Raw genomic sequence first — 25,994 nt, forward strand, 5'->3', positions numbered from 1 at the left:
TTCTACAATTCTTCCACCAAGCTGGATATGCTGTCCAGATCCTCTGCCGTTAATGATTGACTGCTGAAATCGCTCAGTGTCTTTTCAGCTTTCTGTTGACCGGCGCAGTGTTTCATAATGTCCAGCAAAAAGTGTTCAATCCTGTTAATAAGCTGCTCCATTGTGTTTCTATGAAAGCGGGCTGGCGGATAACTAAGATTGAAATGGAGCTTTTTGTCTGCTGCCATTGCGCTCATCTCGATGATTTGCTCACGCTTCCATGTATGAGTGATATCCTTTCCGCTCCCAAGGCTTGATGGGCGGAAGGTGTCCTGTCTTTCGATGTCGTTGAACTGGCCCAAATAGTTAAAGCTGATTTCAGGTGTTTTTGAAAACGTAATGCTTTTATTTTCAGGGTGTGTAAGGTATTTCAGCATACCGTAACCTACCCCTTTGTTTGGTATCCGGCCCAGTGTATCTTTAACGGTTTTTACTGAGGTTCCGAGCTCATCCCTATGATGTTCAAAGCTTATGAGGGCCGGGTACATGGATGTAAACCAGCCGACCGTCCTGCTGATATCTATCTCTGGCAGAATGTGTTCTCTCCCGTGTCCTTCCATAGCGATACGGAGCTTGCTTCCTCCTGTCCATTCACAAATCGCCAAGGATGCTGCGGTTAACAGAATATCTTGTGTATCTGTGCCATAGGCGTGATTGACGTTTTGCAGCAAGACGGCGGTGTCTGCTTCAGTCAGTGAAAAGCTTAATGAGTCCCTTTTGCTGAAGTCGATGTTCACATGATGCGGTATTTCATAGGGCAGTTCTGCGGCTTGCTGTTCTTCTACACTTCGCCAATACGCCTCTTCGCGAATCAGCTTACTGCTTTGGGCATATTCCTGTATGCGTCTTGCGTATTCCTGGTAGGAATCCGTTTTAGGCGGAAGCTGGATCGTCTGGCCTGCAGCAGCTTGTTGATATCCGGCTGACAAATCCTCCAGCAAAATCCGCCATGAGACACCATCAACGACAAGGTGATGGATCGCAAGGAACAAGTAATCTCCGGTCAGTGTTTTAAACAAAGCGGCGTGCAACAATGGTCCTTCCTGCAAATTGATGCTTTGCTGAAGATCTGCAACTTCTTGTTTGATTTTCGTCTCCCAGCCGCTTTCTGACTGTGAAAGATCAGAGATTCTTAAGCTGTATAGCTGTGACTCATGAATGCCTTGGTTGATTTGAATCCATCGCCTGTCATCGTTGCGATAAACCATCCGAAGCGCATCATGATGCTCCGCCAGTTTTTTCAAGGCTGGTCTAATGGCGTTTTCAGACAAACGTCCAGAATGGAATAGCATGACAGACTGATTGAAATGGTGTCTTTCTTCAATATCTTGTGAAAAAAACCATTGCTGAACAGGCGTCCAAGGAACGTCTCCCTGAACGGGTCCTTGCTCTATGATTCTCTCTGACTTACGGATAAATGGTGATAAGTCCTTTATCTTTGGATGACGGAATAAATCACTTACCTGCAAGCTTAGTCCATAGCGCCCAAGGCGTGCAGAAACTTGAAGGGCTTTGATTGAATCTCCGCCCAATTCAAAAAACGAATCCTCTATTCCGATCCTCTGGATGCCGAGAACCTCCTGCCAGATCAACACAAGTTGGTCTTCAAGGTCATTTCGAGGTGGAGCGTACGTTTGTTTAGATGTGAAATTTGGTTCAGGAAGTGCTTTTCGGTTCAATTTGCCGTTTGATGTGAGCGGGAGAGTCTCCATTTCAATAATGTACGCCGGGATCATATAGTTTGGCAGCGAACGCGCGAGAAGTGAACGTACTTGTTCAGCATTCGTGCCTGCTTTTACGCTGATATAGCCAAACAGCTCTTTGCTCCCGGTCTGGGCTGTACGTGCTAACACTGCGGCTTCTTTGACCCCGTCTATTTGACGAAGTGCTGATTCGATTTCACCCAGCTCCACCCGATAGCCTCTGACTTTTACTTGATCATCAATACGGCCAACGTATTCAATTGTGCCATCAGGAAGCCAGCGCGCCAGATCACCTGTGCGATACAGTCGATCGCCAGGTGCAAATGGATGTGGGACAAATTTCTCTTTCGTTAAATCAGGACGGCCCAAATATCCTCTGGCGACGCCATCTCCGCCGACACAAAGTTCACCGACAGCTCCGACCGGCTGCAGCACTCCCCATTGATTTAAGATATAAGCGGTGGAATTACCAACCGGCCGCCCGATCGGAATGGAAAGTTCATATGTTTTTTGAATGTGAAGGCATGTCGAAAAAGTTGTATTTTCGGTAGGGCCATATCCATTCCATATAGATACTTCAGGGCAGACATTTCTGATTCGATTGACGTGGCTCGGCGACAAAGCTTCTCCGCCTATAATCAAATGTTTCAGCTGTGAAAATGTTTGTTCATTTTGCTCTGTCAAATGATTGAATAGAGAAGATGTCAGCCAAATCGTTGTGATTCCTTGATGTTCTATGTACCTCTTAAGCTGATGGGAATCGAGAAATGTTTGTTGATCGGACAGATGCAAAGCGGCACCATTTAGCAGCGGTCCGAAAATTTCAAATGACCCAACGTCGAAACCGATTGATGATGTCATCAGAAGGCGGTCTTCAGGTGTAAATGTAATATAATTGCTGTTTTTAACAAGACGAATTACACTTCGCTGCTCAATCATGACGCCCTTTGGTTTACCGGTTGATCCAGAGGTATAAATGATATATGCAAGTGAATGTGACCCTGCTGAAGAATCAACGTTCTTCGTTTCTCCTTGCTTTTGAATATCTTCGATTATGATTTGTTCACATTCAATGTCTAATAGTTGTTTTTCTGTTTTTTCAGATTGAAGGAGTAAAGCCGCCCCGCTGTCTGACAGCATATAAGCTATTCGTTCAACAGGCAGATCAGAAGCAATAGGCATGTAGGCTCCCCCGGCTTTCAGAATGCCCAGCATTCCTGCAATGAGTTCTGGTGTTCTGCCTGTCAACAAGGCTACAACACTATCAGGCCCTACGCCCTTAATCTGTAGAACTGAGGCAATTTGATTTGCCCAGCTGTTCAGGTCCTCGTAAGTGAATACTTGGGTGTCGCTGACAATAGCTACAGCATTAGGTGTTTGTTCAGCCTGCATTTCAAAGAGTCTGCTGATGGTTTCATTTCTTGGATAATCTATTTTTGTACGATTGAGCTCGTGGATAAGGTAATGGGTCTCATCCTCATTCAGGATATTTATTGTTCCGAGAGCGGCTTTGTTGTCTTTGATGATGGAGAGTAACATATTGATGAAGTATTGAAGCCACTTTTCTATCGTTTTTTTCTTATATAAGTCAGTACTAAACTCCATTTGGAACGTCAGCAAACCGCGGGGCTGTTCCTGGGCATATAGGGTTAAATCAAATTTGGACGTTTGATGCCCATTGTTTGCTGCAGGTTTGAGACAAAGTTCATTCAGCTCCAACGATTCCTGATCCATGTTTTGAAGAACAAACATTACGTCAAACAGAGGATTTCTGCTCATATCCCGTGTCAATTCAAGCTTATCGACAAGTTCTTCGAACGGGTAATCCTGGTGCTCAAAGGCTTCCAATGCTGTCTCACGCACTTCCTGCAAATACTGTACGAATGGCTTCCCGCCCTCCGGGCGCGTCCGAAGCCCCAGCGTGTTCACAAACATGCCGAGTATCGGCTCAAGATCCTTGTGCGGCCGGCCGGCAATTGGCGAGCCAACGATGATATCTTCCTGTCCGCTTAAGCGTGACAAGAACGCGGTGTAAGCCGCAAGGAGCACCATGTACAGTGTGCTTCCGTTTTCTCGTGCCAGCTTGTGAAGGCCTGATGCAACCTCTTGATCCAGCGTAAATGAGACCTTGTCACCCGCGAAGCTTCGCACAGGCGGGCGGGCATGATCAGCGGGAAGATCCAGCACAGGCAGCTCGCCCTCGAGCTGCTTCAGCCAGTACGCTCCCTGCGTTTTGTACGCGTCTCCTGTTTTGAATCCTTCTTGCCATACGGCATAATCTTTATATTGAATACGCAGCGCCGGAAGCTTCCGATTATTGTACAGCTCGCTGAATTCCCGAATCAGAATGTTGACGGAAACACCGTCTGAAATGATGTGATGCATATCAACCAGCAACAGGTGCCGCTCATCTGATACCTTTACGATTTGGGCACGGAACAGCGGCGCTTGGCTGAGATCAAACGGTTTGATAAATGCAGCTGCGGCCTCCTCTTCGGTTCGTGCGCCGAGAACTGTAGTCTGTAACGTAAACGGCACCTCGTCATGGATGCGCTGCACCGGATCGCCTCCTGCGTCCTGTTCGAAGGCGGTTCGAAGCGACTCGTGGCGCTTGATCAGCTCTTTGAAAGCTCTGTCCATCCTTTCAGGGTTGAGCTTCCCTTCGAGCTCTAACACAGCCGGCATATTGTAGCCTGTCCCTCCGTCCTCCAGCTGCTGAAGGACATAAATCCGCTTTTGGGCAGAGGAAACCGGATAGGTTTCCTGTTTTTCAGCGGGCTTAATCGCTTCATATGGACTGTCCGTTCCTTCACGGATAACGGTAGCCAGTCCTTCTACTGTCGGATGGGTAAACACATCTTTTAGCGGCACCTGTACATCGAATTCTTTGGCGATCCGTGAGACAAGCGCCGTTGCTTTTAAGGAATGTCCCCCGCGGTCAAAAAAGTTGTCGTGAATCCCGACAGGGCCATTTTTCAGCACGTCCTCCCACAGCTGAGAAAGCTTCATCTCAGTCACGTTTCTCGGCGCTGTGTAGGTCTCCGCATCTGCCGCTCCGCCAGGAGCTGGCAGGGCGTTTCGGTCGAGCTTTCCGCTTGGTGTAACCGGCCACTGTTCCATCTCTATCATATAGGCTGGGACCATGTAGCCCGGCAACAGTCTTTCAAGCTGTGCCCGCACTTCGTTTCTTTCGAGCCCTTCTACATAAGCGCATAATTCCGGCTCGCCGCTGTCTGTCCGTACGGTAACGGCCGCCTCTCTTACACCTTCTATACTTCTTAATGCCGCTTCAATTTCTCCCGGCTCAATCCGGTAGCCGCGGATTTTCACCTGATCATCCGTGCGCCCGAGGAATTCAATATTCCCGTCAGGGAGCCAGCGCGCCACATCCCCGGTTTTGTACATGCGTTCCCCCGGGTAAAACGGGTCTTCAAGAAAACGCTCCTCCGTTAATGCCGGCCGATTCAAATAACCTCTGGCAACACCCGCTCCGGCAATGTACAGTTCGCCGGCGACAGCAGAAGGCTGTACGGCTAAATGCGGATCTAAAACATACAAACGCGCACCGGGTACGGGCTTCCCAATCGGAATCCGCAAACGGTCCCTGTCCCGTTCTGGATCCAACACGTAAAATGCCGCGTCTACCGTGGCTTCTGTCGGCCCGTAACCATGGATTAATGATACCTGCGGCAATACAGAAGCAAAACGGGCTGCCGTACGCGGCGCAAGCGGTTCACCTCCGGCGTATACACGCTTCAGGCTTGTCCCGTCACCGAGCGCTAACATTTCCGCTTGATCGAGAAAGCTGTTCAGCATAGCCGGAATAAAATGAGCCGTTGTCACGTTTTCCTGATGAATGGCTTGTACGATCAACGCGGGGTCTTTTTCCCAGCCGGGCGGAAGCAGATACGCCGAAGCACCGGAAAGAGTCCACCAAAACAGCTGCCACACAGACGCATCAAAGGAAAAAGAGGTTTTCACCATGACAATGTCATCTTCCGAAAGCGGAAACTGGTGCTGCATGCCGGTCAGAAAGGAAACAGCCTGGCGGTGCTCAACGGCCACTCCTTTTGGCTGCCCGGTAGAGCCCGATGTATAGATGACATAGGCGAGAGATCCGCCGTCAGCAGGAGTAAATAGATGGTTTTCTGCTTTTTCGCTCGCAAGAGATGTCATGTCAACTTCAAGCGTCTCTCCGGAAAAGTTCGGTACGGAACATTTCGGCTGCGTCAGCAAGAGTGATGCCCCGCTGTCTTTCAGCATGTAGCTCAGCCGCTCCTTTGGATACGCAGGATCAAGCGGCAAATAGGCCCCTCCGGCCTTCAATACAGCAAGGACAGCGATCAGCATGTCAGGTGAGCGTTCAGACAGGACACCGACGATACTTTCGTTTGTGACGCCGCGTGCCGCTAGGTGCGCAGCCAGCCGGCTGGCGTACATGTCAAGCTCAGCATATGTCAGCGAACCGCCGGAAAAGCGAATCGCTGGCCGCTCCGGTGTGACTGCCGCCTGTCGCTCAAACAGCCCATGCAGGGTTGGGGTTTCAGGTGAAACAGATACTGTCCTGTTATTTTGAGAAACGATTTTCCGTGTTTTGTCCTCATCTAGCAATGTCATCTTTGACACAGGAAGAGATGGATCAGAGATGACGTCAGAGATCATGTGCTGTAAATAATCTTTTATCTCAGACATCATATTTGGTTGATAAGTGCCTGTATGAAAATGAATCCGAACGTACAAAGTACGCCCTGGGATCACTTTGACACTGCATCTATAATTAGTTACCTCTTCCATCTCAAAATCTTTCACGGAGAAATCAAATGATCCAGCTTGATTCAGCTCTTCAATCTCTTGTTGAGTAGGTGTATTTTCAAAGACGATAATATGATCAATCAGCTCTTGTTTAAGAGCGCTCTGCGCCTGAATGTCATATAAAGGGAAGTAACTATACGCTTCTGCTTCAGTCATGTCCTTTTGCATTCCGCTGACTAGGTCAGAAAAAGACAGAAAATCACTTTGGACTCGAATAGGAATGGTATTGATAAAAAGTCCGACCATATTTTCCACATCTTTTAGCTCAGAAGGTCTGCCTGATATAACTGATCCGAATACAGCATCGTCGCGACGATTGAACTTTTGGAGCATGATTCCCCATAAAGCTTGGAAAACAGTGTTAAGTGTCGCACCACATGCTGCAGCGATTTTCTGTAATTCGGAGGTTTCTTTTTCAGGAATGGTAAACGTGATCTGCTGTAATGTCCCATCCGACATTTGATCTGTTCTTTTAGGCAGAGGCGAAGCTTTTTCGAAATGCTGAAGCCTCTTTTTCCAATACTCAGCTGCTTCTTCCCGGTCTTGCTGCATCAGCCATTTAATATACGTCCCGTACGGCTGTACGGGAGGCAAATCAGGAAACTGCCCTTTTCCAAGCGCTTGATAAATATGGAGAAAGTCTTTAATGACGATGCCTAAACACCAGCCATCCATTAAAATATGATGGTGGCTCCAGATACAGACATAATGATCAGGCGCCCATTTTAAAATAGATATTCTCATCAGTACATCCGTTTGGAGATCGAAGCCCCTGGATTTATCCTGCTCTTTGAATGCCTCGGTACAATGTTCTTTATCCCTTTCATTGAGATGGGAAATATCTTCAACATGAACAGGGCAATGACGTTGCTTGAGCACGACTTGACGAGGTTTGGCTACATTTTTATAGATGAATGCTGTTCGAAAGATATCGTACCTGTCAAAAACAGCATCCATGCTTTTCTGGAAACGCTCCAAGTCAAGCTGTCCATTGATCGTAAAAGAAGCCTGTTCAAAATAAGCTCTCGACTGTTCATCATACAATGAGTGAAAAAGCATCCCTTCCTGCATAAATGACAAAGGGTATATATCCTGTATTTCAGGTTGCTGCGGCATCAGTGAATCTCCTCTCCCTATAGTTTGTTGACGGCTCCCATAATCTCACTCAATTCATCAAGCGTTAAGTCTTCATCAGTGAAATCAGATGCGCTCCACTCTCGGTTTTCTTTACCGGTACAATGGTCAATGATGTTTTCCAGAGTCTGTTTAAAATGCCTGGCAAATGTTTGAATGGTTTCTTCCTCAAATTGATGCCTGTTATAGATGATGTGCATGTTCAGGCACCCCGAAGAAACGGCGCCGCTGATATCCAGTGCATAAGGACGCTCCCAGTTCGGGCTGATCTCATTTCCTGGCTTGATGTCAGACACCTCAAAGGCATTTGATTGAATATCCTGATCAAACTGGCCTAAATAATTAAAGCTGATTTCTGGGCTGTTTTTCTCAGAGCCCCATCTTTTGCTGATATATTTCAGCACGCCGTAGCCCGCGCCTTTATGCGGTATATGGTGCAGCATATCTTTTGTCTGTTTAATAAGGTGGCCCAGCCGCTCTTCTTTGTCCTTATGATCGGAATCTCTCATATCAAGCCACACAGGATAAATGGAGGTGAACCAGCCAACAGTTCTGCTAATATCGATGTCCTCAAGATATGATTCCCTTCCGTGGCCCTCCATGCTGATTTTAAATTGGTTATTTCCCGTCCATTTCTGCAAAGCAAGACCTAAAGCTGTCAGAAGAATATCATTCATCTCCGTGCTGTAAGCTTTATGTGCAACCGTTAATAGTAATTCTGTGTGATGGCGAGATAGCTCAAAATCAATCACTTCTGTATCTTTGAATGTGTTAGATGCTGCGTCATTGTCTTTTGGAATAGGCTGGATGTGACGGTTCTCGCACTCATCCCAGTACGCTGCTTCGCGCTGCACCTGGCGGCTTTTAGAGTAGTCAGCTATTCTTTGTGAATACGTTAAATATGAATCTGTTTTTTGCGGCAGTTTAATAGATTCTCCTGAGACTGCCTGTTTGTAAGCACCTGAAAAATCCTCGAACAAAATTCGCCAGGAAACCGCATCAACAACTAAGTGATGAATCGTCAGAAATAAATGGTCACCATTCTCGGTTCTAAACAATCCAGCGTGAAGCAAGGGGCCGGTTTCCAAACGAATATGTTCTTGCATCCGGCTGGCTGCTTCCTCAATCGTGTTCCGTGCTTCTGTTAGGCTATCCTTTACATCAAACAGTTCAAGTGCATATAGCTCCTCATCTGAAAGATCTATCCCTCTGTTTATCTGCACCTGCCTGCCATCTTCATGCCGGCATACGATTCTCAGTGCATCATGATGAGTCACAAGGCTTTTTAGTACTTTTCTAAGCGCAGCCTCATCAAATCGTTCAGCCCGGTAGATCATAACGGACTGGTTAAAATGATGGCTTTCCAGAGATTGCGAGAAAAACCACTGCTGGATAGGTGTCCAAGTAATCTCGCCTTCGACCGGGCCTTGATCAATGGCGCGTACGTTTTTTCGAACCCGGGCGGACAGTTCACCAAGAGTCTGATGTTCAAACATCTCACGTACTGTCGTTTCAAATCCGCGCTGCTTCAGTCTGGCACAAACCTGCAGCGCTTTAATAGAGTCTCCGCCAAGCTCAAAGAAATTGGCGCTTACACCCAGCTCATCTACATTAAGGAGCTCCTCCCAAATTTCAGCCATGACCGTTTCAATCTCATTTCTAGGACTGATATCATCAGCTGTATAAGCGTGTTTTTCAGGTTCTGGCAGGGCTTTCTGATCGAGCTTTCCATTAACAGTCACCGGGATGCTGTCAATTTGTATCATACGGGCAGGCAGCATAAAGTCAGGCAAGGCGTTTTTTAAGGAAGCCCGGATGTCTGATATATTCGCAGCCTGTTGATCTCTTATCACCATAAAAGCATATATAGCTGTTTGCCCTTGCTCGTCTGCTCTGGTAATGACAGCCGCCTCTTTAATCATTGGATACTGAAGAAGTGCCGCTTGGATTTCGCCTAACTCAATTCGGTGCCCTCTGACTTTCACCTGCTCATCAATGCGGCCTAAGTATTCCAGCTCGCCATTTGACAGGCGCTTAGCAAGATCTCCTGTTCGGTATAATCTGTCTCCCGGAAGATAAGGATTGGATACAAAACGGTCAGCGGTCAGCTCATCTCTGTTGAGATATCCCCGTGCCACACCTTCGCCGCCTATATACAGCTCCCCTGGAACTCCGGTCGGCTGCAGGTTCATATGGGCATTCATCACATGAGCCTGCAGAGTAGAAAGAGGCCGACCGATATTGCTTTTATTTTTTGCAATGTCTGCAACAGACAATTTTTTGAATGTTACATGGACCGTTGTTTCTGTAATACCGTACATATTAATCAAATCAGTATGAGGATATTTTTCATTCCAGCTTTGAAGCAATCCGGGCTGTAAGGCTTCGCCGCCAAAAATCACGTAGCGGATGTTTAAATGATCTGTATGATTTTGGTCTTCAAGCATCAAGCCGTAAAAAGCAGTCGGGGTCTGGTTGAGTACAGTGACGCGCTCTTTTTTTAACAATAAACGGAATGCATGGGGGTCACGGGCTGTTTCTTTAGAGACCACGATTAATGTACCTCCGTTCAATAGTGCACCGAACATCTCCCATACAGAGAAATCAAAGCAATAAGAATGAAATAACGTCCAGACGTCTTCATGGTTAAATTCAAAAGGCAGGTTTTGATGTTTTAAAAGACTGATCACATTGCGGTGCTCGACAATGACGCCCTTTGGCTGGCCAGTCGTTCCAGATGTGTATATCACGTATGCGGGCTGATCCGTTACTATTTCTTGAATGTTTACATTAGCCGGAATTGAGTCGTTTTCACATTCATCGATATACAAAATATGTCCGGTGTAGTCTGCAGGTTTGTTTTGACCGCGCTCTGTCAGCAGCCGTTTTGCTCCGCTGTCATTGAGCATAAAGCTAATACGCTCCTGAGGATATTCAGGATCAATCGGCAAATAGGCCCCTCCAGCTTTTAAAATCGATAAAATGCCAATGATCATATCAGGTGACCGATCGAGCATCAGACCGACGATATCCCCAGTGCTGACTCCTTGTTTGATCAGCATAGCAGCTGCCCGCTCGGCTTTTTCATTCAGGTCTCGATACGTAAGCTGAGAATGGCCGCACACCACTGCGATATGCTCCGGATGCTGAGCGGCTTGCTTTTCAAATAAGCTTACTATGTTTTCATTTCTGGGATAAGCTGCATACTGCCCCATTTTTTCAAGGAGCAACCTACGCTCTGCAGCAGGAAGCAATTGCATGTCCGAAATTCTCATCTCGGTATCCGCCGTTACCTCTTTGACCAATTCAATAAAACAGGATGCCCACCGCGTAATGGTTTCTTCTTCAAAAAGAGCAGTGCTGTATTCAAAACGGCAGCGTATTCCACTCGGATGCTCCTCAGCGTGTAACGTTAAATCGAATTTAGAAATATCATGTTTAAGAGTGACAGACGAAATCGACAGACCAGGCACTTCGAACCGGAAATCTTCACTGCTTTGAAGCACAAGCATCGCATCGAACAGCGGGTTGCGATTTACCTCTCGATTTGTATCGAGCTTATCTGCCAGCTCCTCAAAAGGATAATCCTGATGCTCGTAAGCGGTCAGAGCCAGGTGGCGAATGTCCTGCAAATAGGAGCTGAACGTTTTGTGGCCCTCGGGCTTGCTGCGCATCGCCAATGTATTGACGAACATCCCGATGACGCGCTCCAGATCAGCGTGCGGTCTTCCGGCAGCAGGCGAACCGACAACAATATCCTCTTGCCCGCTTAGCTTAGATAACAAAATAGAATAGACAGCCAGAAGAATCATATACAATGTTGTTCCCGTTTCAGCCATTAAACGGTGCAGCTCATCAGCCATGTCTTTATCAATGCTGACTTCAATTGTTCCACCGCTGAAATCAGGGAGACGCGGCCTTGTTTTATCAAGCGGTAATTCTAGTGTAGGAAGACTCCCGCCAAGCTGACCGAGCCAGTAGGCCTCCTGTTTTTTGTATAGCTCTTTCGGGTACTTCTCTTGCTGCCAAACAGCAAAATCCTTATAATGCAGGTTTAAAGCTGGCAGCTCCTTTCCGCAATATAAGTCAGTAAATTCTTGGACAAGAGTGCTCATCGAGACACCGTCGGCAATAATATGGTGCATATCGAGCAGCAAAAAGCCGCGGTGATTGCCCATTGTAATGACACATGCTCTAAAAAGCGGACCGGATGATAGATCAAACGGTTTGATAAAGGTCTCGATTGCAGACTCAAGCATTTGTTCTGATTCCATTTCAAGCTCTTTTAGATCAAAAGCTATCTCTGGATAAATGATCTGCACAGGCTCGTCTCTGTCAAGCGCAAAAACAGTCCGTAATGCTTCATGCCGATTCACAAGTTCTGTGAGAACGCTTCTCAACCGCTGGCGATTCAGATTTCCGCGTAATTCAAGTACAGCTGGCATGTTGTAGCCTGTGCTGTCATCTGCCAGCTGATGAAGAGCATATAATCGTTTTTGCGAGAAAGACAGCGGATAGACATCTCTTTGATCCGCAGGTTCAATCTGTGTAAAAGCGTGTTCTTTTAAGCTCATCAATTTGCTCGCCATGCTTTCAACCGTCGGATATGAAAACACCTCACTGAGCGGCAGCTCGACATTAAGCTTTTTATGTATTCTTGATACCAGTGCGGCCGCTTTTAAGGACTGTCCGCCTAACTGAAAGAAATCATCACGAATGCCGATGTGCTGTTTATTCAGCACATCTTCCCAAATATGTGCGAGATCAGCTTCGATTAAGGTTCGGGGCGCCATATATGTGACACTCGTATTGTTTTCTGGTTCAGGAAGCGCAAACCTGTCAAGCTTGCCGCTGGATGTTAATGGCATCCGGCTGATGTTGATAATACTTGCTGGGATCATATAGGACGGCAATGTCCCGGCAAGATGCTGATACAAATCTGGGAGGCTGTTTCCCTTTTCTGGAACGATATAAGCAACAAGCTCCTTTTCCTCAGCAGAAACATCACGGGCCAGTACCGCGGCTTCCTTTACCCCCGGTGCTTGTCGAAGAACTGTTTCAATCTCTCTCAGTTCAATACGGTAACCCCTAATTTTTACTTGATCATCAAAACGTCCAATATATTCAATCGTTCCATCAGGCAAAAAGCGGCCTGTATCACCTGTTCGGTATAAACGCTCCCCTTCAAGGAATGGATGATCAGAGAATGCTTTCTGTGTCAGCTCTGGCTGTTTGTAGTATCCTCTCGCAAGACCCGCGCCGGAAATACACAGTTCACCCGCCGCGCCGATCGGCTGCATTTGATTTCCGTGCAAAACAAATACTTTTGTGTTTCTGATCGGGTGTCCAATCGTGATCCTCTCTTTTTCATTCAGATGCCGCAATATTGTTGTTGCCACACTGTTTTCTGTGGGCCCGTATTCATTTGCCAGTTCTGCAGAAGGACAAATCATTTGACTCAACTCAAGCAGGTCAGGCGTGACCGCTTCACCCGCAAATGTCACAATACGAAGACTTTTTGCATCGTCAGCAGTCATCACTTCCAATAACACCCTGTACAGGGAAGGAACAATGATCATGTGGCTGACCTTATAACGGGCTATTTTTCGCTTAAGGGCCAGCACATCCTTCGCTTCGTCATCTGTTGTCAGTAGTACGCACGCACCAGACAAAAGCGGGGTAAATAAGCTCGTTACACAGCCGTCAAACACGTACGAAAACAAATGGAGGGATATATCCTGTTCGGCCATGCCATACTCTTCCCGTCTCCATTGCAGTGTATTGGCAATACCTTGATGATCAACGAGAACACCTTTTGGCCGCCCTGTCGTTCCCGACGTATAGATTAAGTAGGCAAGATCACCAGGCGGCACATCTGGAGCCGCTGTTTGGTGCCTTTCTGTACGTTCTATCGGTATCATATTTCCTTCATAGTGCGGCGGGATGAATGACATAAGGTTTTCTTCTATCAGCAATTGAGCTGCTTGACTGTCCTTCAGCAGGAAAGAAAGACGTTCTTCTGGGAAATTTGGATCAAGCGGCATATAAGCGCCGCCTGCTTTCCAAATCCCAAGTAGAGCTGCAGGCATTTCCATTGACCGGTTCATCATCACAGCCACGATATCTCCAGATCCAACGCCTTTTTCTATCAGGGCGTGCGCAATCTGATTAGCTCTTATATTTAATTGGCGATAGGTCCAGCAATCGTCTCCCATTTTTAATGCAGCCGCTTCAGGTGTTTTGCGGGCTTGTTCCTCGAACAATTGGGATATCGTTTTGTTCACATAAGGACGCTCAGTTTCGTTAAACAATTGGATAACCTGTTGCTCCTCCGGCGGGACGATATTGATGTCACTGACGGCAATATCGGGATGTGCCAAAATGCAATCTAGTGCTTGTTTTAGATGCCCCTGAATCCTCAGCATCTCTTCCCGTTCATAAACGGCTGCGTTGTAGCTGAATTTGATATAAAATGATTCTCCCGGAACGATAACGATATTAAAGTCGTAATTAGTTTGTTCCGACATTGAAATGTCACTCAGCTTCAGAGCGCCTTCGTCATTTTCACTCTCCACGCTTAATGCCTGATGAAGCTGTACAGGGTAATTTTCAAAAACAAAAATATGATCGATCAACCCTTGCTTCAATGGACTATGGTTTTGAATCTCATAAAGCGGATAATACCCATGCTGTTCAGATGATAAAATATCCTCCTGCACGGCTTTGACCAGCGAAGAAAACGTTATGCCTTCCGCAGATCGGATTCGCACTGGAACAGTATTGATAAACAAGCCGACCATTGATTCAATCCCGTCAATCGCTGACGGGCGTCCCGAAATGACGGAGCCAAAAACGGCATCATCTGCAGCATTATATCGATGGAGCAGCACGCCCCAAATACTCATAAACAGCGTGTTTAATGTCACTCCCCAGTTTTGGGCAGCCTCTGTCAGTTTCTCAACCATATCCGGCGCTAATGAAAAGCTGACCTGGTCGGCTTTATAATCCCCGTCTGCCATGCGGCGCTTTATCCGGGGAATAGAAGCAGTATTGCCGTACTCCTTCAAATATTCGCTCCAGTAGGCAGCAGTCTCTTCTTGATCTTGTTCTCCGAGCCATTCAATATAACGGCTGTACGGCACCGTGCTGCCAAGCTGTACAGGTGAGTTATTTTTGAGCGAATCATACATGCTGAAAAACTCTTTAAGAATAATGCCGAGACACCAGCCATCCATGATGATATGGTGATGTGTCCAGACACATGTATATTGGCTGTCTCCTCTATCAAAAAGGGCAAGACGCATTAAAGGATCTTTTTGCAAATCAAATCCTTTTTCCCGATCCTTAGTCATAAAAGCATCAATCAGCGTCTGCTGTTCTTGATCAGCCAGGCGAGAAATATCTTCTCTATATACTGTCAATTCCCGGTTTGATAAGACTACCTGCTGCGGACCTGTAAGATCTGGTACTTCTTTAATGAAAATCGTTCTGAAAATATCATATCTAGAAACAAGAAGGTTTAAGCTCTTTTGAAACGAGTCGACGCATAGATTCCCTGTGATCGTAAACGAGGTCTGTTCGATATATGCTTTCGAGCTGAAATCCATTAGTGAATGAAACAGCATTCCTTCCTGCATGTGCGATAACGGATAAATATCTTGAATTTGTGTCGATTGTGCCATCAATTCCACACACCTTTTCAAAAGTTAAAGATCTTTCACGAGATCTTCGATGCTAGATAATGCAGACAACGTTAATTCCTTATTGCTGAAATCGCTCAGTGTTTTTTCGCGTGCTTTTTTCTGCGAACAATGCTCAATCGTCTCGATAAGATGCCTGTGAAAACGATCCATAAAGCACTCAATTGAGTGTTTGCTGAACACTTGGGTGTATACCGCTTTTACTTGAAGCCGTCCGTCCGTAATGAGAGCATTGATGTCCAGCTCATACTCTCGTTCTCTCTCACCCGCTATTTCGTAACGGGGCTGGTAATATGATAATTGAAACGTTTCAGCTTCCTTCTCTTCGCTAAATTGACCGAGATAATTAAAGCTGACCTCAGGCTCTTTATGCCGCAGTTCTCCTATGTGTGTTAACAATCCGTATCCAGTTCCTTTGTTCGGTACTCTTCTCAGCATATCTTTTGTCGTCTTAATTCGGTATGCGAGCTGATCCTCGAAAGGCTCGGGAATACCCATGTCTAGCAGAATAGGATAAATGGAAGTAAACCATCCAACTGTCCTTGAAATATCAATGTTTGGCACATGCCCTTCTCTACCGTGTCCCTCAGTGCTGATCACGATTTGGTCATGCCCTGTCCATTCAGAAAGCGCCATTCCTAAAGCCGTAAGCAAAAGTTCGTTGGCATCAGTGCCATAGGCTTGCTGGGTTTCAAACAGCAATTTTTCAGTCCAGTCCCCGGATAGTACAAACGCCGCTGCGTCGCTGTTCATTTGCAGTCTGTCCGGCACATTTTCTATGTCCTTAGGAAGAAAAGCAGTGTGAGCGTCTAAAATCGTTTGCCAATACGTTTTCTCTGAAAGCAATTGTTTACTTTCAGCTATTTGGTTAAGACCATCAGCGTAGGATAAATAAGAATCCGTTTTTGGCGGTAATTGGATTTCTTTCTTTTCTAAAGCCTGCTGATATGCTGCAGCTAAATCCTCAAGCAGAATTCTCCAAGAAACGCCATCTATCACAAGATGATGAAGTGCAATCAGCAAATGATCCCCTTCTGCCGTTTTAAACAAACCTGCTTGCAGCAAAGGCCCTTTTTCTACATTCATTTTGCTTTGAATGACGGTTTCCTCAGCGGCAAGTTTTTCATCAAGGTGAGCCCTTTCCAGCGATGCTTTTGTCCAATCTGAAATATAAAGGCCAAACAGTTCATGATCCTTGTGATTGATTCCGCGATTAAACTGAATGACATGGCCGTTTTGGTCACGTTGGAAAATCATGCGAATGGCATCATGATGCTCGGTTATTTTACGCAGCGCTAGATGAAGCGCGTTAGCATTGAATCCTTTTTCACTGAAAAGCATGACGGACTGGTTGTAATGATAGTGAAAAGCATGTACCTGTCCGAAAAATCTTCGCTGAATCGGGGTGAGTTCAGCTTCACCTTCCACAGGTCCCTGGTCCGCTTGAGATGCCAATGGTGTGATATGTCCGCATAGTTCCTGAATCGTTGAATAACGGAATAAGTCGCGTATTGTCATGCTCCAGCCTTCAGCTGCCAGACGTGCTGCCACTTGTAATGCTTTAATTGAGTCTCCGCCAAGCTCAAAAAAGGAATCGTGAATGCCGACTCGTGACATGCTCAGTACATCTTCCCATATATACGCCATCGTTTTTTGTATGTCGTTAACTGGTGCGGTATATGGACGCGATAACACATTATTTGGAGCCGGCAAGGCATTTCTGTCCAGCTTTCCGTTTAGGGTTAGCGGCATGTTTTCTAAAGGAATCAGATGTGCAGGAATCATATACGCTGGCAGCTCCTTTGTTAAAGCAGCACGGAGAGCATTCGTATTGACGTCTGAAGGCACAATATATGCTGCCAAACCAGCCTGTCCATTTTTATCATGCTGAACGGCAACAGCAGCTTCTCTGACAAGCCCCGTTTGAAGCAGAACACTTTCAATTTCTTCTGTTTCAATTCTGTATCCATTTATCTTTACTTGATAATCCATTCGGCCAAGAAGCCGGATCGTTCCGTTTGGAAGCCAGCATGCTCGATCACCGGTTCTGTACAGCCTTTCTCCAGAGACAAATGGATTTTCTGTAAATTTCATTTGCGTTAAGTCAGGTTTCTGATGATAGCCTTTCGCAACACCTGCCCCGCCGATGCACAGCTCGCCGGCAACACCGATCGGCTGAATTTGATCAGTCTGGCTGAGTACGTACATGTGTACATTCGGCAGCGGGCTGCCGATTGGTACGTTATCTCCCGTACACTCTCCACCCATACTGGTTTCATAAAAGCTCGAATCAATGGTTGCCTCTGTGACACCATAGCTATTAATAATGCGCATGCTTTGGCCAAAGCGATCTGTCAATGTTTTGAAATCTTGAGCTTTCACCATGTCGGAACCAAGAATCAGCATGTCTAAGTCAGGAAGCTTGAACTGGTTACGGTATACATACTCCATCACCGGGATAATGAGAGCCGGTGTCGACTCCATCACCGTGATTCTCTGAGAGTTCATGATTTTATATATTTCAGCAGGTTCCAGCCGTGTTTCATCTGGGCAAACGATTAGAGCCCCGCCGTTGGACAATGTTCTCGCCAAATCTCCTGAGAAGACATCGAATGAAAAGCTCGCGATTTGAAGCAGTCTGACAGGCTTCCGATCCAGCTCATATATTTGACGCCAAGCAAGAGCAGCATGAGTAAAGTTCCGATAGGTGACAATGACGCCTTTAGGCGCACCCGTCGTTCCTGACGTATAAATGATATATACCGGCTCTTCAGGAGCAGGAGATAAGTTAAGGTTGCAGCTATTTTCTTCATAAGAGCTTTCATCGTCAAGGCAGATGGGAGACATCTCAGATTCAGGCAAGTTTGAAATCAAATGCTTCAACTCCTGCTGTAAAAGAAGAATATCTGCCCCGCTATCACGAAGAATGTATTCAATACGAGCTTTTGGATAATGTGAATCGATCGGGATATACACTCCGCCAGCTTTCATCACTGCCAGCACTCCAACAATTGCATCGATGGACCGCTTGGCTAAAACAGCCACAGTTGGCTTCGGTCCTTTTCTGTTTTGCAATGTTCGTGCCAGACGATTGGCTCTTTCATTTAGAAGTCGATAGCTAATCTCTGTTTCGTTATCAATAACAGCTATATGTTCTGGAATTTCTTCAGCTTTCGCTTCAAATATGCGATGAAAAGGAACATCTTTTTGAGCAAATTCAACTTGAGTTTTGTTAAATTCAAAGACTATTTTTTGTTTTTCTTTATCACTAAGTATGTTTATTTGTGCAAGGCTTGTTTCAGGGGTTGAAAGTGCCGCATGCAGAAATTCGATAAAATGATCAGCCCAGCGTTCAATTGTAGCTTTCAGGAATACTTCTGTACTAAATTCCATTTCGCAGCAAATAGATCCACTTATTTCCGTAGCTATTAATGTGATATCAAATAAAGAAATGTGATGTACGAAATTGGCAGGCCGGACTTTTATTTCTCTCAGATCTATGTTCTGTTTTTCTACATTTTGAAGGATAAACATCGCATCAAACACTGGGTTCCGGCTCATATCTCGTGTCAATTCAAGCTTATCGACAAGTTCTTCGAACGGGTAATCCTGATGCTCAAAGGCTTCCAATGCTGTCTCACGCACTTCCTGCAAATACTGTACAAACGGCTTCCCGCCCTCCGGGCGCGTCCGAAGCGCCAGCGTGTTCACAAACATGCCGAGTATCGGCTCAAGATCCTTGTGCGGACGGCCGGCGATTGGCGAGCCGACGATGATATCTTCCTGTCCGCTTAAGCGTGACAAGAACGCGGTGTACGCCGCAAGGAGCACCATGTACAGTGTGCTTCCGTTTTCTCGTGCCAGCTTGTGAAGGCCTGATGCAACCTCTTGATCCAGCGTAAATGAGACCTTGTCACCCGCGAAGCTTCGCACCGGCGGGCGGGCATGATCAGCGGGAAGATCCAGCACAGGCAGCTCGCCCTCGAGCTGCTTTAGCCAGTACGCCTCCTGCGTTTTGTACGCGTCTCCTGTTTTGAATCCTTCTTGCCATGCGGCATAATCTTTATATTGAATACGCAGCGCCGGAAGATTCCGGTTGTTGTACAGCTCGCCGAATTCCCGAATCAGAATGTTGACGGAAACACCGTCTGAAATGATGTGATGTATATCAACCAGTAACAGGTGCCGCTCATCTGATACCTTTACGATTTGGGCACGGAACAGCGGCGCTTGGTTGAGATCAAACGGTTTGATAAATGCGGCTGCGGCCTCCTCTTCGGTTCGTGCGCCGAGAACTGTAGTCTGTAACGTAAACGGCACCTCGTCATGGATGCGCTGCACCGGATCGCCTCCTGCGTCCTGTTCGAAGGCGGTCCGAAGCGACTCGTGGCGCTTGATCAGCTCTTTGAAAGCTCTGTCCATCCTTTCAGGGTTGAGCTTCCCTTCGAGCTCTAACACAGCCGGCATATTGTAGCCTGTCCCTCCGTCCTCCAGCTGCTGAAGGACATAAATCCGCTTTTGGGCAGAGGAAACCGGATAGGTTTCCTGTTTTTCAGCGGGCTTAATCGCTTCATATGGACTGTCCGTTCCTTCACGGATAACGGTAGCCAGTCCTTCTACTGTCGGATGGGCAAACACATCTTTTAGCGGCAACTGTACATCGAATTCTTTGGCGATCCGTGAGACAAGCGCCGTTGCTTTTAAGGAATGTCCCCCGCGGTCAAAAAAGTTGTCGTGAATCCCGACAGGGCCATTTTTCAGCACATCCTCCCACAGCTGAGAAAGCTTCATCTCAGTCACGTTTCTCGGCGCCGTGTAGGTCTCCGCATCTGCCGCTCCGCCAGGAGCTGGCAGGGCGTTTCGGTCAAGCTTTCCGCTTGGTGTAACCGGCCACTGTTCCATCTCTATCATATAGGCTGGGACCATGTAGCCCGGCAACAGTCTCTCAAGCTGCGCACGGACTTCGTTTCTTCCGAGCCCTTCTACATAAGCGCATAATTCCGGCTCGCCGCTGTCTGTCCGTACGGTAACGGCCGCCTCTCTTACACCTTCTATACTTCTTAGTGCCGCTTCAATTTCTCCCGGTTCAATCCGGTAGCCGCGAATTTTCACCTGATCATCCAACCGTCCCAGGAATTCAACATTCCCGTCAGGGAGCCAGCGCGCCACATCTCCTGTTTTGTACATGCGTTCACCTGGGTAAAACGGGTCCTCAAGAAAACGCTCCTCCGTTAATGCCGGCCGATTCAAATAACCTCTGGCAACACCCGCTCCGGCAATGTATAGTTCGCCGGCGACACCGGAAGGCTGTACGGCTAAATGCGGATCTAAAACATACAAACGCGCACCAGGTACGGGCTTCCCAATCGGAATCCGCAAACGGTCTCTGTCCCGTTCTGGATCCAATACGTAAAATGCCGCGTCTACCGTTGCTTCTGTCGGCCCGTAGCCATGGATTAATGATACCTGCGGCAATACAGAAGCAAAACGGGCTGCCGTACGCGGCGCTAGCGGTTCACCTCCGGCGAATACACGCTTTAGGTTTGTCCCGTCACCAAGCGCTAACATTTCCGCTTGATCGAGAAAGCTGTTCAGCATAGCCGGAATAAAATGAGCCGTTGTCACTTTTTCCTGATGAATGGCTTTTACGATCAATGCGGAGTCTTTTTCCCAGCCGGGCGGAAGCAGATACGCCGAAGCACCGGAAAGAGCCCACCAAAACAGCTGCCACACAGACGCATCAAAGGAAAAAGAGGTTTTCACCATGACGATGTCATCTTCTGAAAGCGGAAACTGGTACTGCATGCCGGTCAGAAAAGAAACAGCCTGGCGGTGCTCAACGGCCACTCCTTTCGGCTGCCCGGTAGAGCCCGATGTATAGATGACATAGGCGAGAGAACCGCCGTCAGCAGGAGTAAACAGATGGTTTTCTGCTTTTTCGCTCGCAAGAGATGTCATGTCCACTTCAAGCGTTTCGCCAGAAAAGTTCGGTGCGGAGCATCCCGGCTGTGTCAGCAAGAGTGATGCCCCGCTGTCTTTCAGCATGTAGCTCAGCCGCTCCTTTGGATACGCAGGATCAAGCGGCAAATACGCCCCTCCGGCCTTCAATACAGCAAGGACAGCGATCAGCATGTCAGGTGAGCGTTCAGACAGGACACCGACGATACTTTCGTTTGTGACGCCGCGTGCCGCAAGGTGCGCAGCCAGCCGGCTGGCGTACATATCAAGCTCAGCGTATGTCAGCGAACCGCCTGAAAAGACAATGGCCAGCCGCTCCGGTGTGAAAGCTGCCTGTCGCTCAAACAGCCCATGCAGGGTGAAAGCTTTAGGCGAAACAGCTTCCGTCTTGTTAAACTCATACAACAATTTTTGCTTTTCACTTGTATTCGTCATATCTAATTCTCTTATAAAGCTGTGCGGATGGTGAAGGGCGTTTTCCAGTATGGTAAGCAGATGAGATTGTATTCGTTTAATATCCTCAAGAGAAAACAAGGTATTTTGATAGTCGAAATTTAATTGAATGGTTCCATTGTCTATCCGTTCTTGTATTTGAACTGAAAGCTCGTTCGCGGTGTATCCGCTGAAATAAAGCGCTGTTTCATAGTCAAAATCATCTGCATTATGCCACTGAAGTGGCTGATACTGCATAGATATACCGATAAGGTTGTGTAAATCCTTCTGTTCATTTCTTAATTCATTTACAAGCAAATTATAAGGAAACCGTTGATGACGCATAACAGAAAGCTGTTCCCTGCCTATTGTGCGGACAAAGGAAAGAAAATCTGTGTCAGGATCAACCGTTATTCTGATTGGAAGAGAACTAACGAACATGCCGAGCATTTCTTTTTCAGCCTTTGACCCTCTGTTGCCATAGTAGGTGCCAATGGCAAGATCTTTTTTAGAAGTGATTCGGCTGATGCATATGTAAAATGAAGCCATAAATAAGGAAATGATATTGATCTTGTGTTCTTCGCAGAAGATTCGAATCGTTTGCTCTAGATCAGGTGAAAGAATGATGGTGTCTCTGGATGCAGATGTGCTCTGTTTTTGTAAGGACGTCTGGTCGGCTAACGAGTGGTATTCCAACGGGTGCTCAAAGGTTTGCGTCCAAAATAAACGGTCCTTTGCAAACCGCGGAGATTGTAGATATTGACTCTCTTTTTCGATGTAGCTCAAGTAAGAAGGTTCCGGCTGATCAGGTAAAGGATCTTTCTTTTTCATTTTTTGATAAAGATCTATAATTTGATTTCCCATCACGTTTAAAGAGATTCCATCCATTATGATATGATGGAATTTAGCAAATAGCCAAACTTCATGAGAGTCAATTCTAAGGAGGTAAAATTGATAAAGAGGCGAGTTGAACAGTTTAAATGGAATGCTCGCTTGATCCTGAATCCATTGCTCTATTTCTATCATTTCAACATTTGAAAAATCAATTATTCTAAGTGGATAATATTTATATTCAGTAAGGTGCAATCGCGGCTCAAGCTCTTCTCCTTCTAACAGCTGAAATCTAATGGCGTCGTTGCGGGAGATGGAATGATTCAGCGCTCCCTCCAGAGTATCAAGCTCAATATTGCCTTTGAATTTCACACAGGCTGTGAGATTGCAAATGCTGGTATTTGGCTCCAGCAGTTCGGTAAACCACACTCTCCTTTGGGCATGGGTTAAAGAATAAGTATGTTCGCTCAACGGATTCCCTCCAGTTCTCATAATAAGAGGATAAGAAAAAGTAGAAAAAAGCAGAAAAATGACAATAAAAGAAATTATATGACTATATAATCCATATATGCACTATATTAACGGATATTTTTTAAAGTACAATAAAAAACATTAAATTTTTATAACATTTTTTTGAATATAGTATTATTTCTTTATTTTTCGTTTCTTTTTTTATCAAATTTCCGGATATAAAGTGATAAAAGTATTGTTTTACATAAGGTCTTATACACTACTTTTTAATCGAACTAATTTTCTTTTTTGCATCATTCTTCTAATTGTTGGAAGGTTCGACAAAGCGTTATTACAGACATAAAAAAACCTGTTTTCTCTTGGAAAACAGGTCTTCCGCTATTATTGATTTGCCAAAATGACAGCGATTTGATCCTCAATATCTTTTCCATCCTCTTCATCAATCAATCCATTTAGAAGAATAGAGAAAACAAGTTTTTTTCCGCTCTTTGTTTCTGCGTACCCCGATAGAGAGCTTACCGTACTGAGCGATCCGGTTTTTGCTCTTACTTTTCCTTGTGCAGGAGTGTCTTTCATGCGGTTTCTCAGCGTTCCGCCCACCATTCTGTCAGGATTGCCCGCAACAGGTAAAGAATTTAGATAAGCCGAGAACCAACTCTGATCCTGAATGTCATATAACAGCTGTGAAAGTTGATCTGAGGATACAGCATCAATATGTGAGATTCCTGATCCGTCCCTTAAGACGAGTGATTTAGAATCAACACCAAATTCCGGAAGCGTACTGTTTAACACTTCGAGCCCCTTTTCCCAGCTCCCTTCTCCTTTTTTCACTTTCCCCATCTCTTTTACGAGCACTTCGGCATGTCCGTTATTACTTAATTTCATGAACGGCACAAAAAGTTTCGATAAAGGCATTGAGCGATGAGAGAGCAGCACATCTGAAGAACTAGGTGCTTCACCCGTCTTGATGTCCCCTTTCACAGTAATTCCTTGTTTTTTTAGTGACTGCTTAAATAAATCTAAGGCATATCCGGCAGGCTCCCAGACAGAAATCCACTCCTTTGTCTTGTTTGCGTCAACCGGTACGCTCCCTTCAATTGTAATCGTGTTTGTTCCATGCTCTCTTTCGATTGTGAGGTCTTTCTCTGAACCGGCAGCAGTCGTTTTAGCATCGTTCTTTATCGTTATATAATCGGTTTTCGGAGAGACAGACACGGCAGGCTTTTCCCCTTCTTTTTGATTTGGGGTGACCTCAACAATCACAGTGCCTGCATCATAGTCTTCGTTTGGAGACGCTGTTAGAGCGGAGATTGGCGCGCCATAATATGTGTATTCATCGCTCCAAGGCATATCAGGTGATAATCGCATGTCATCATACCACGTATCATCACTGATCAGATTGCCTTTAATTACTTTTACGCCGGAATGTTTCAATTTCTCAGCCATTTTGTCAAAATCAGATGGTAAAAGTGTCGGATCGCCTTTCCCTTTCAAATAAAGGTTACCATTCAGCTTTTTCCCTTTCAGTATTCCATCCGTCCGGACCTCGGTTGTAAAAGAATAGTTCTCGCCAAGGACAGAAAGTGCCGCGGCCGCTGTCAAAAGCTTTAGAGAAGAGGCAGGCCTCATTCGGGTGTCTCCTGAATGTGCATATAGAACAGCACCTGTTTCCGCAGAGCGAACGGTGATGCCGGCCATTGCGCCTTCGAGGGCAGGATGATCAGCTAAAATCTTATCGATCTGCCCGGAAAGTGCATCTTGTTTTTCAGCGGCAAGCGCAGCCTGATGCATATAAGGCACCGAAGCAACGACGAAAAGCAGTAAAACAGCAACATAAAGCTTTATGCTTTTTTTCATTAATTTCCCCGCCTCTCTGCGCTTCATCATTGGCTATTGATGATTCAGTTCAATGGTGATACTGCTTTTAGCTGTCGTTTCTTCTCCCGGCTCCAGCACTTGTAAACCAGTGAGTGACGAAGGTAAATCAAGATTCACTGCGTTTGTCACCCATGTGTAAGGTTCAGGGCATAAATACCCTTGTTTTCCGTCCGCATTGTATACAACCCAATGTTTAAACTGTTCATCTGCCTTATAAATAATGCTGATATGTGCATGCTGATGATAAATGACTGCCTGGTTTTCTCCGCCCCTCTTCTGATAAGAAGATAAAAAGACATCATCCAGCTGCTTGTGGCGCAAATCCATTCCTTCATGCAAAGCTTCTTTATTCGGTACATCCATCAGTTTCCCGGTCGGCAGCAGGCGTTCATCCAACTCCCATTGCTGATCTGCTGTCAGGGAGAATAACGAGCTTTCTGCCGGAAACACAAATGTAGTATGATAACCAATTCCCCAAGGAAACGCTTCCTTTCCTTTGTTCATGACCGTCGCATGTTTAAACAGAGTATTCCCTTTTACCGTGTATGTCATCCGAACGACGGCATGGTGAGGAAATTGCTTATACACATGGGGGAGCTCAGAAAGATCAATTTCTGTTTCAACAATCACTTCTTCATCAGTTTTCTTCGCGGTCACTACGTTCCACTTTTCATGGTAAAGAAACCCATGAAGATGGTTGTGTTTATCCTTCTCGTTGATATCAAAATGATACGTTCTGCCCCGGAAACTGAATGTACCGTCACTTATGCGGTTAGGCGGGAACAGGATTGGAATGCCATACAATGTTGGTGTGTCGTGAAAACTTTCTGCTGTTTCCGGTTCACGCAAAAGCTGGACTTTTGCTGTTTTGTCCACGAGAGAAATGACGTTGCTCCCCCACTCAGGGACAACAATCATTTCTAGATGTTCGTTGCCCGCTTTGATGGCCGGCGTTCCCAAATACGTGATTTTCTCAATAAAGTTTGCCATGTTTACTCAACCTCTCCTTGATTCATTGCTAGTATAAGAATTCAAT

General features: G+C 46.1%; 5 protein-coding genes. All 5 read right to left on the minus strand.

The annotated features are described in order from the left end of the window. Positions 1–2: 2 nt before the first annotated feature. A complete protein-coding gene (gene ppsC / locus AC0OMU_RS06515) occupies positions 3–7,670 on the minus strand; it encodes a plipastatin non-ribosomal peptide synthetase PpsC (RefSeq protein WP_474240993.1) in 7,668 nt (2,555 codons plus the stop codon). Between the two features lie 17 nt (positions 7,671–7,687). After that, entirely contained in the window at positions 7,688–15,370 is a 7,683-nt protein-coding gene (gene ppsB / locus AC0OMU_RS06520) for a plipastatin non-ribosomal peptide synthetase PpsB (RefSeq protein WP_474240994.1), read from the minus strand. A gap of 24 nt (positions 15,371–15,394) precedes the next feature. Then, positions 15,395–23,080: a plipastatin non-ribosomal peptide synthetase PpsA gene (gene ppsA / locus AC0OMU_RS06525; RefSeq protein WP_474240995.1), complete on the minus strand. Its 7,686-nt coding sequence runs from the start codon at positions 23,078–23,080 to the stop codon at positions 15,395–15,397. A 381-nt stretch (positions 23,081–23,461) separates the two neighbouring features. After that, the gene (dacB, locus tag AC0OMU_RS06530; protein WP_474240996.1) at positions 23,462–24,937 is read right to left on the minus strand and encodes a D-alanyl-D-alanine carboxypeptidase/D-alanyl-D-alanine endopeptidase; all 1,476 of its coding nucleotides are present in this window, start codon (positions 24,935–24,937) and stop codon (positions 23,462–23,464) included. 33 nt (positions 24,938–24,970) lie between these two features. Beyond that, the gene (gene galM, locus AC0OMU_RS06535) at positions 24,971–25,948 is read right to left on the minus strand and encodes an aldose 1-epimerase (RefSeq protein WP_474240997.1); all 978 of its coding nucleotides are present in this window, start codon (positions 25,946–25,948) and stop codon (positions 24,971–24,973) included. Between the last annotated feature and the right edge of the window lie 46 nt (positions 25,949–25,994).

The sequence above is a fragment of the Bacillus sp. FAU18 genome (assembly GCF_056033885.1).

What these genes read in the sequence shown, in the direction of transcription:
- ppsC (WP_474240993.1), bottom strand. Translation starts at nt 7,670, where the DNA reads ATGCCGCAGCAACCTGAAATACAGGATATATACCCTTTGTCATTTATG.
- galM (WP_474240997.1), bottom strand. Translation starts at nt 25,948, where the DNA reads ATGGCAAACTTTATTGAGAAAATCACGTATTTGGGAACGCCGGCCATC.
- dacB (WP_474240996.1), bottom strand. Translation starts at nt 24,937, where the DNA reads ATGAAAAAAAGCATAAAGCTTTATGTTGCTGTTTTACTGCTTTTCGTC.
- ppsB (WP_474240994.1), bottom strand. Translation starts at nt 15,370, where the DNA reads ATGGCACAATCGACACAAATTCAAGATATTTATCCGTTATCGCACATG.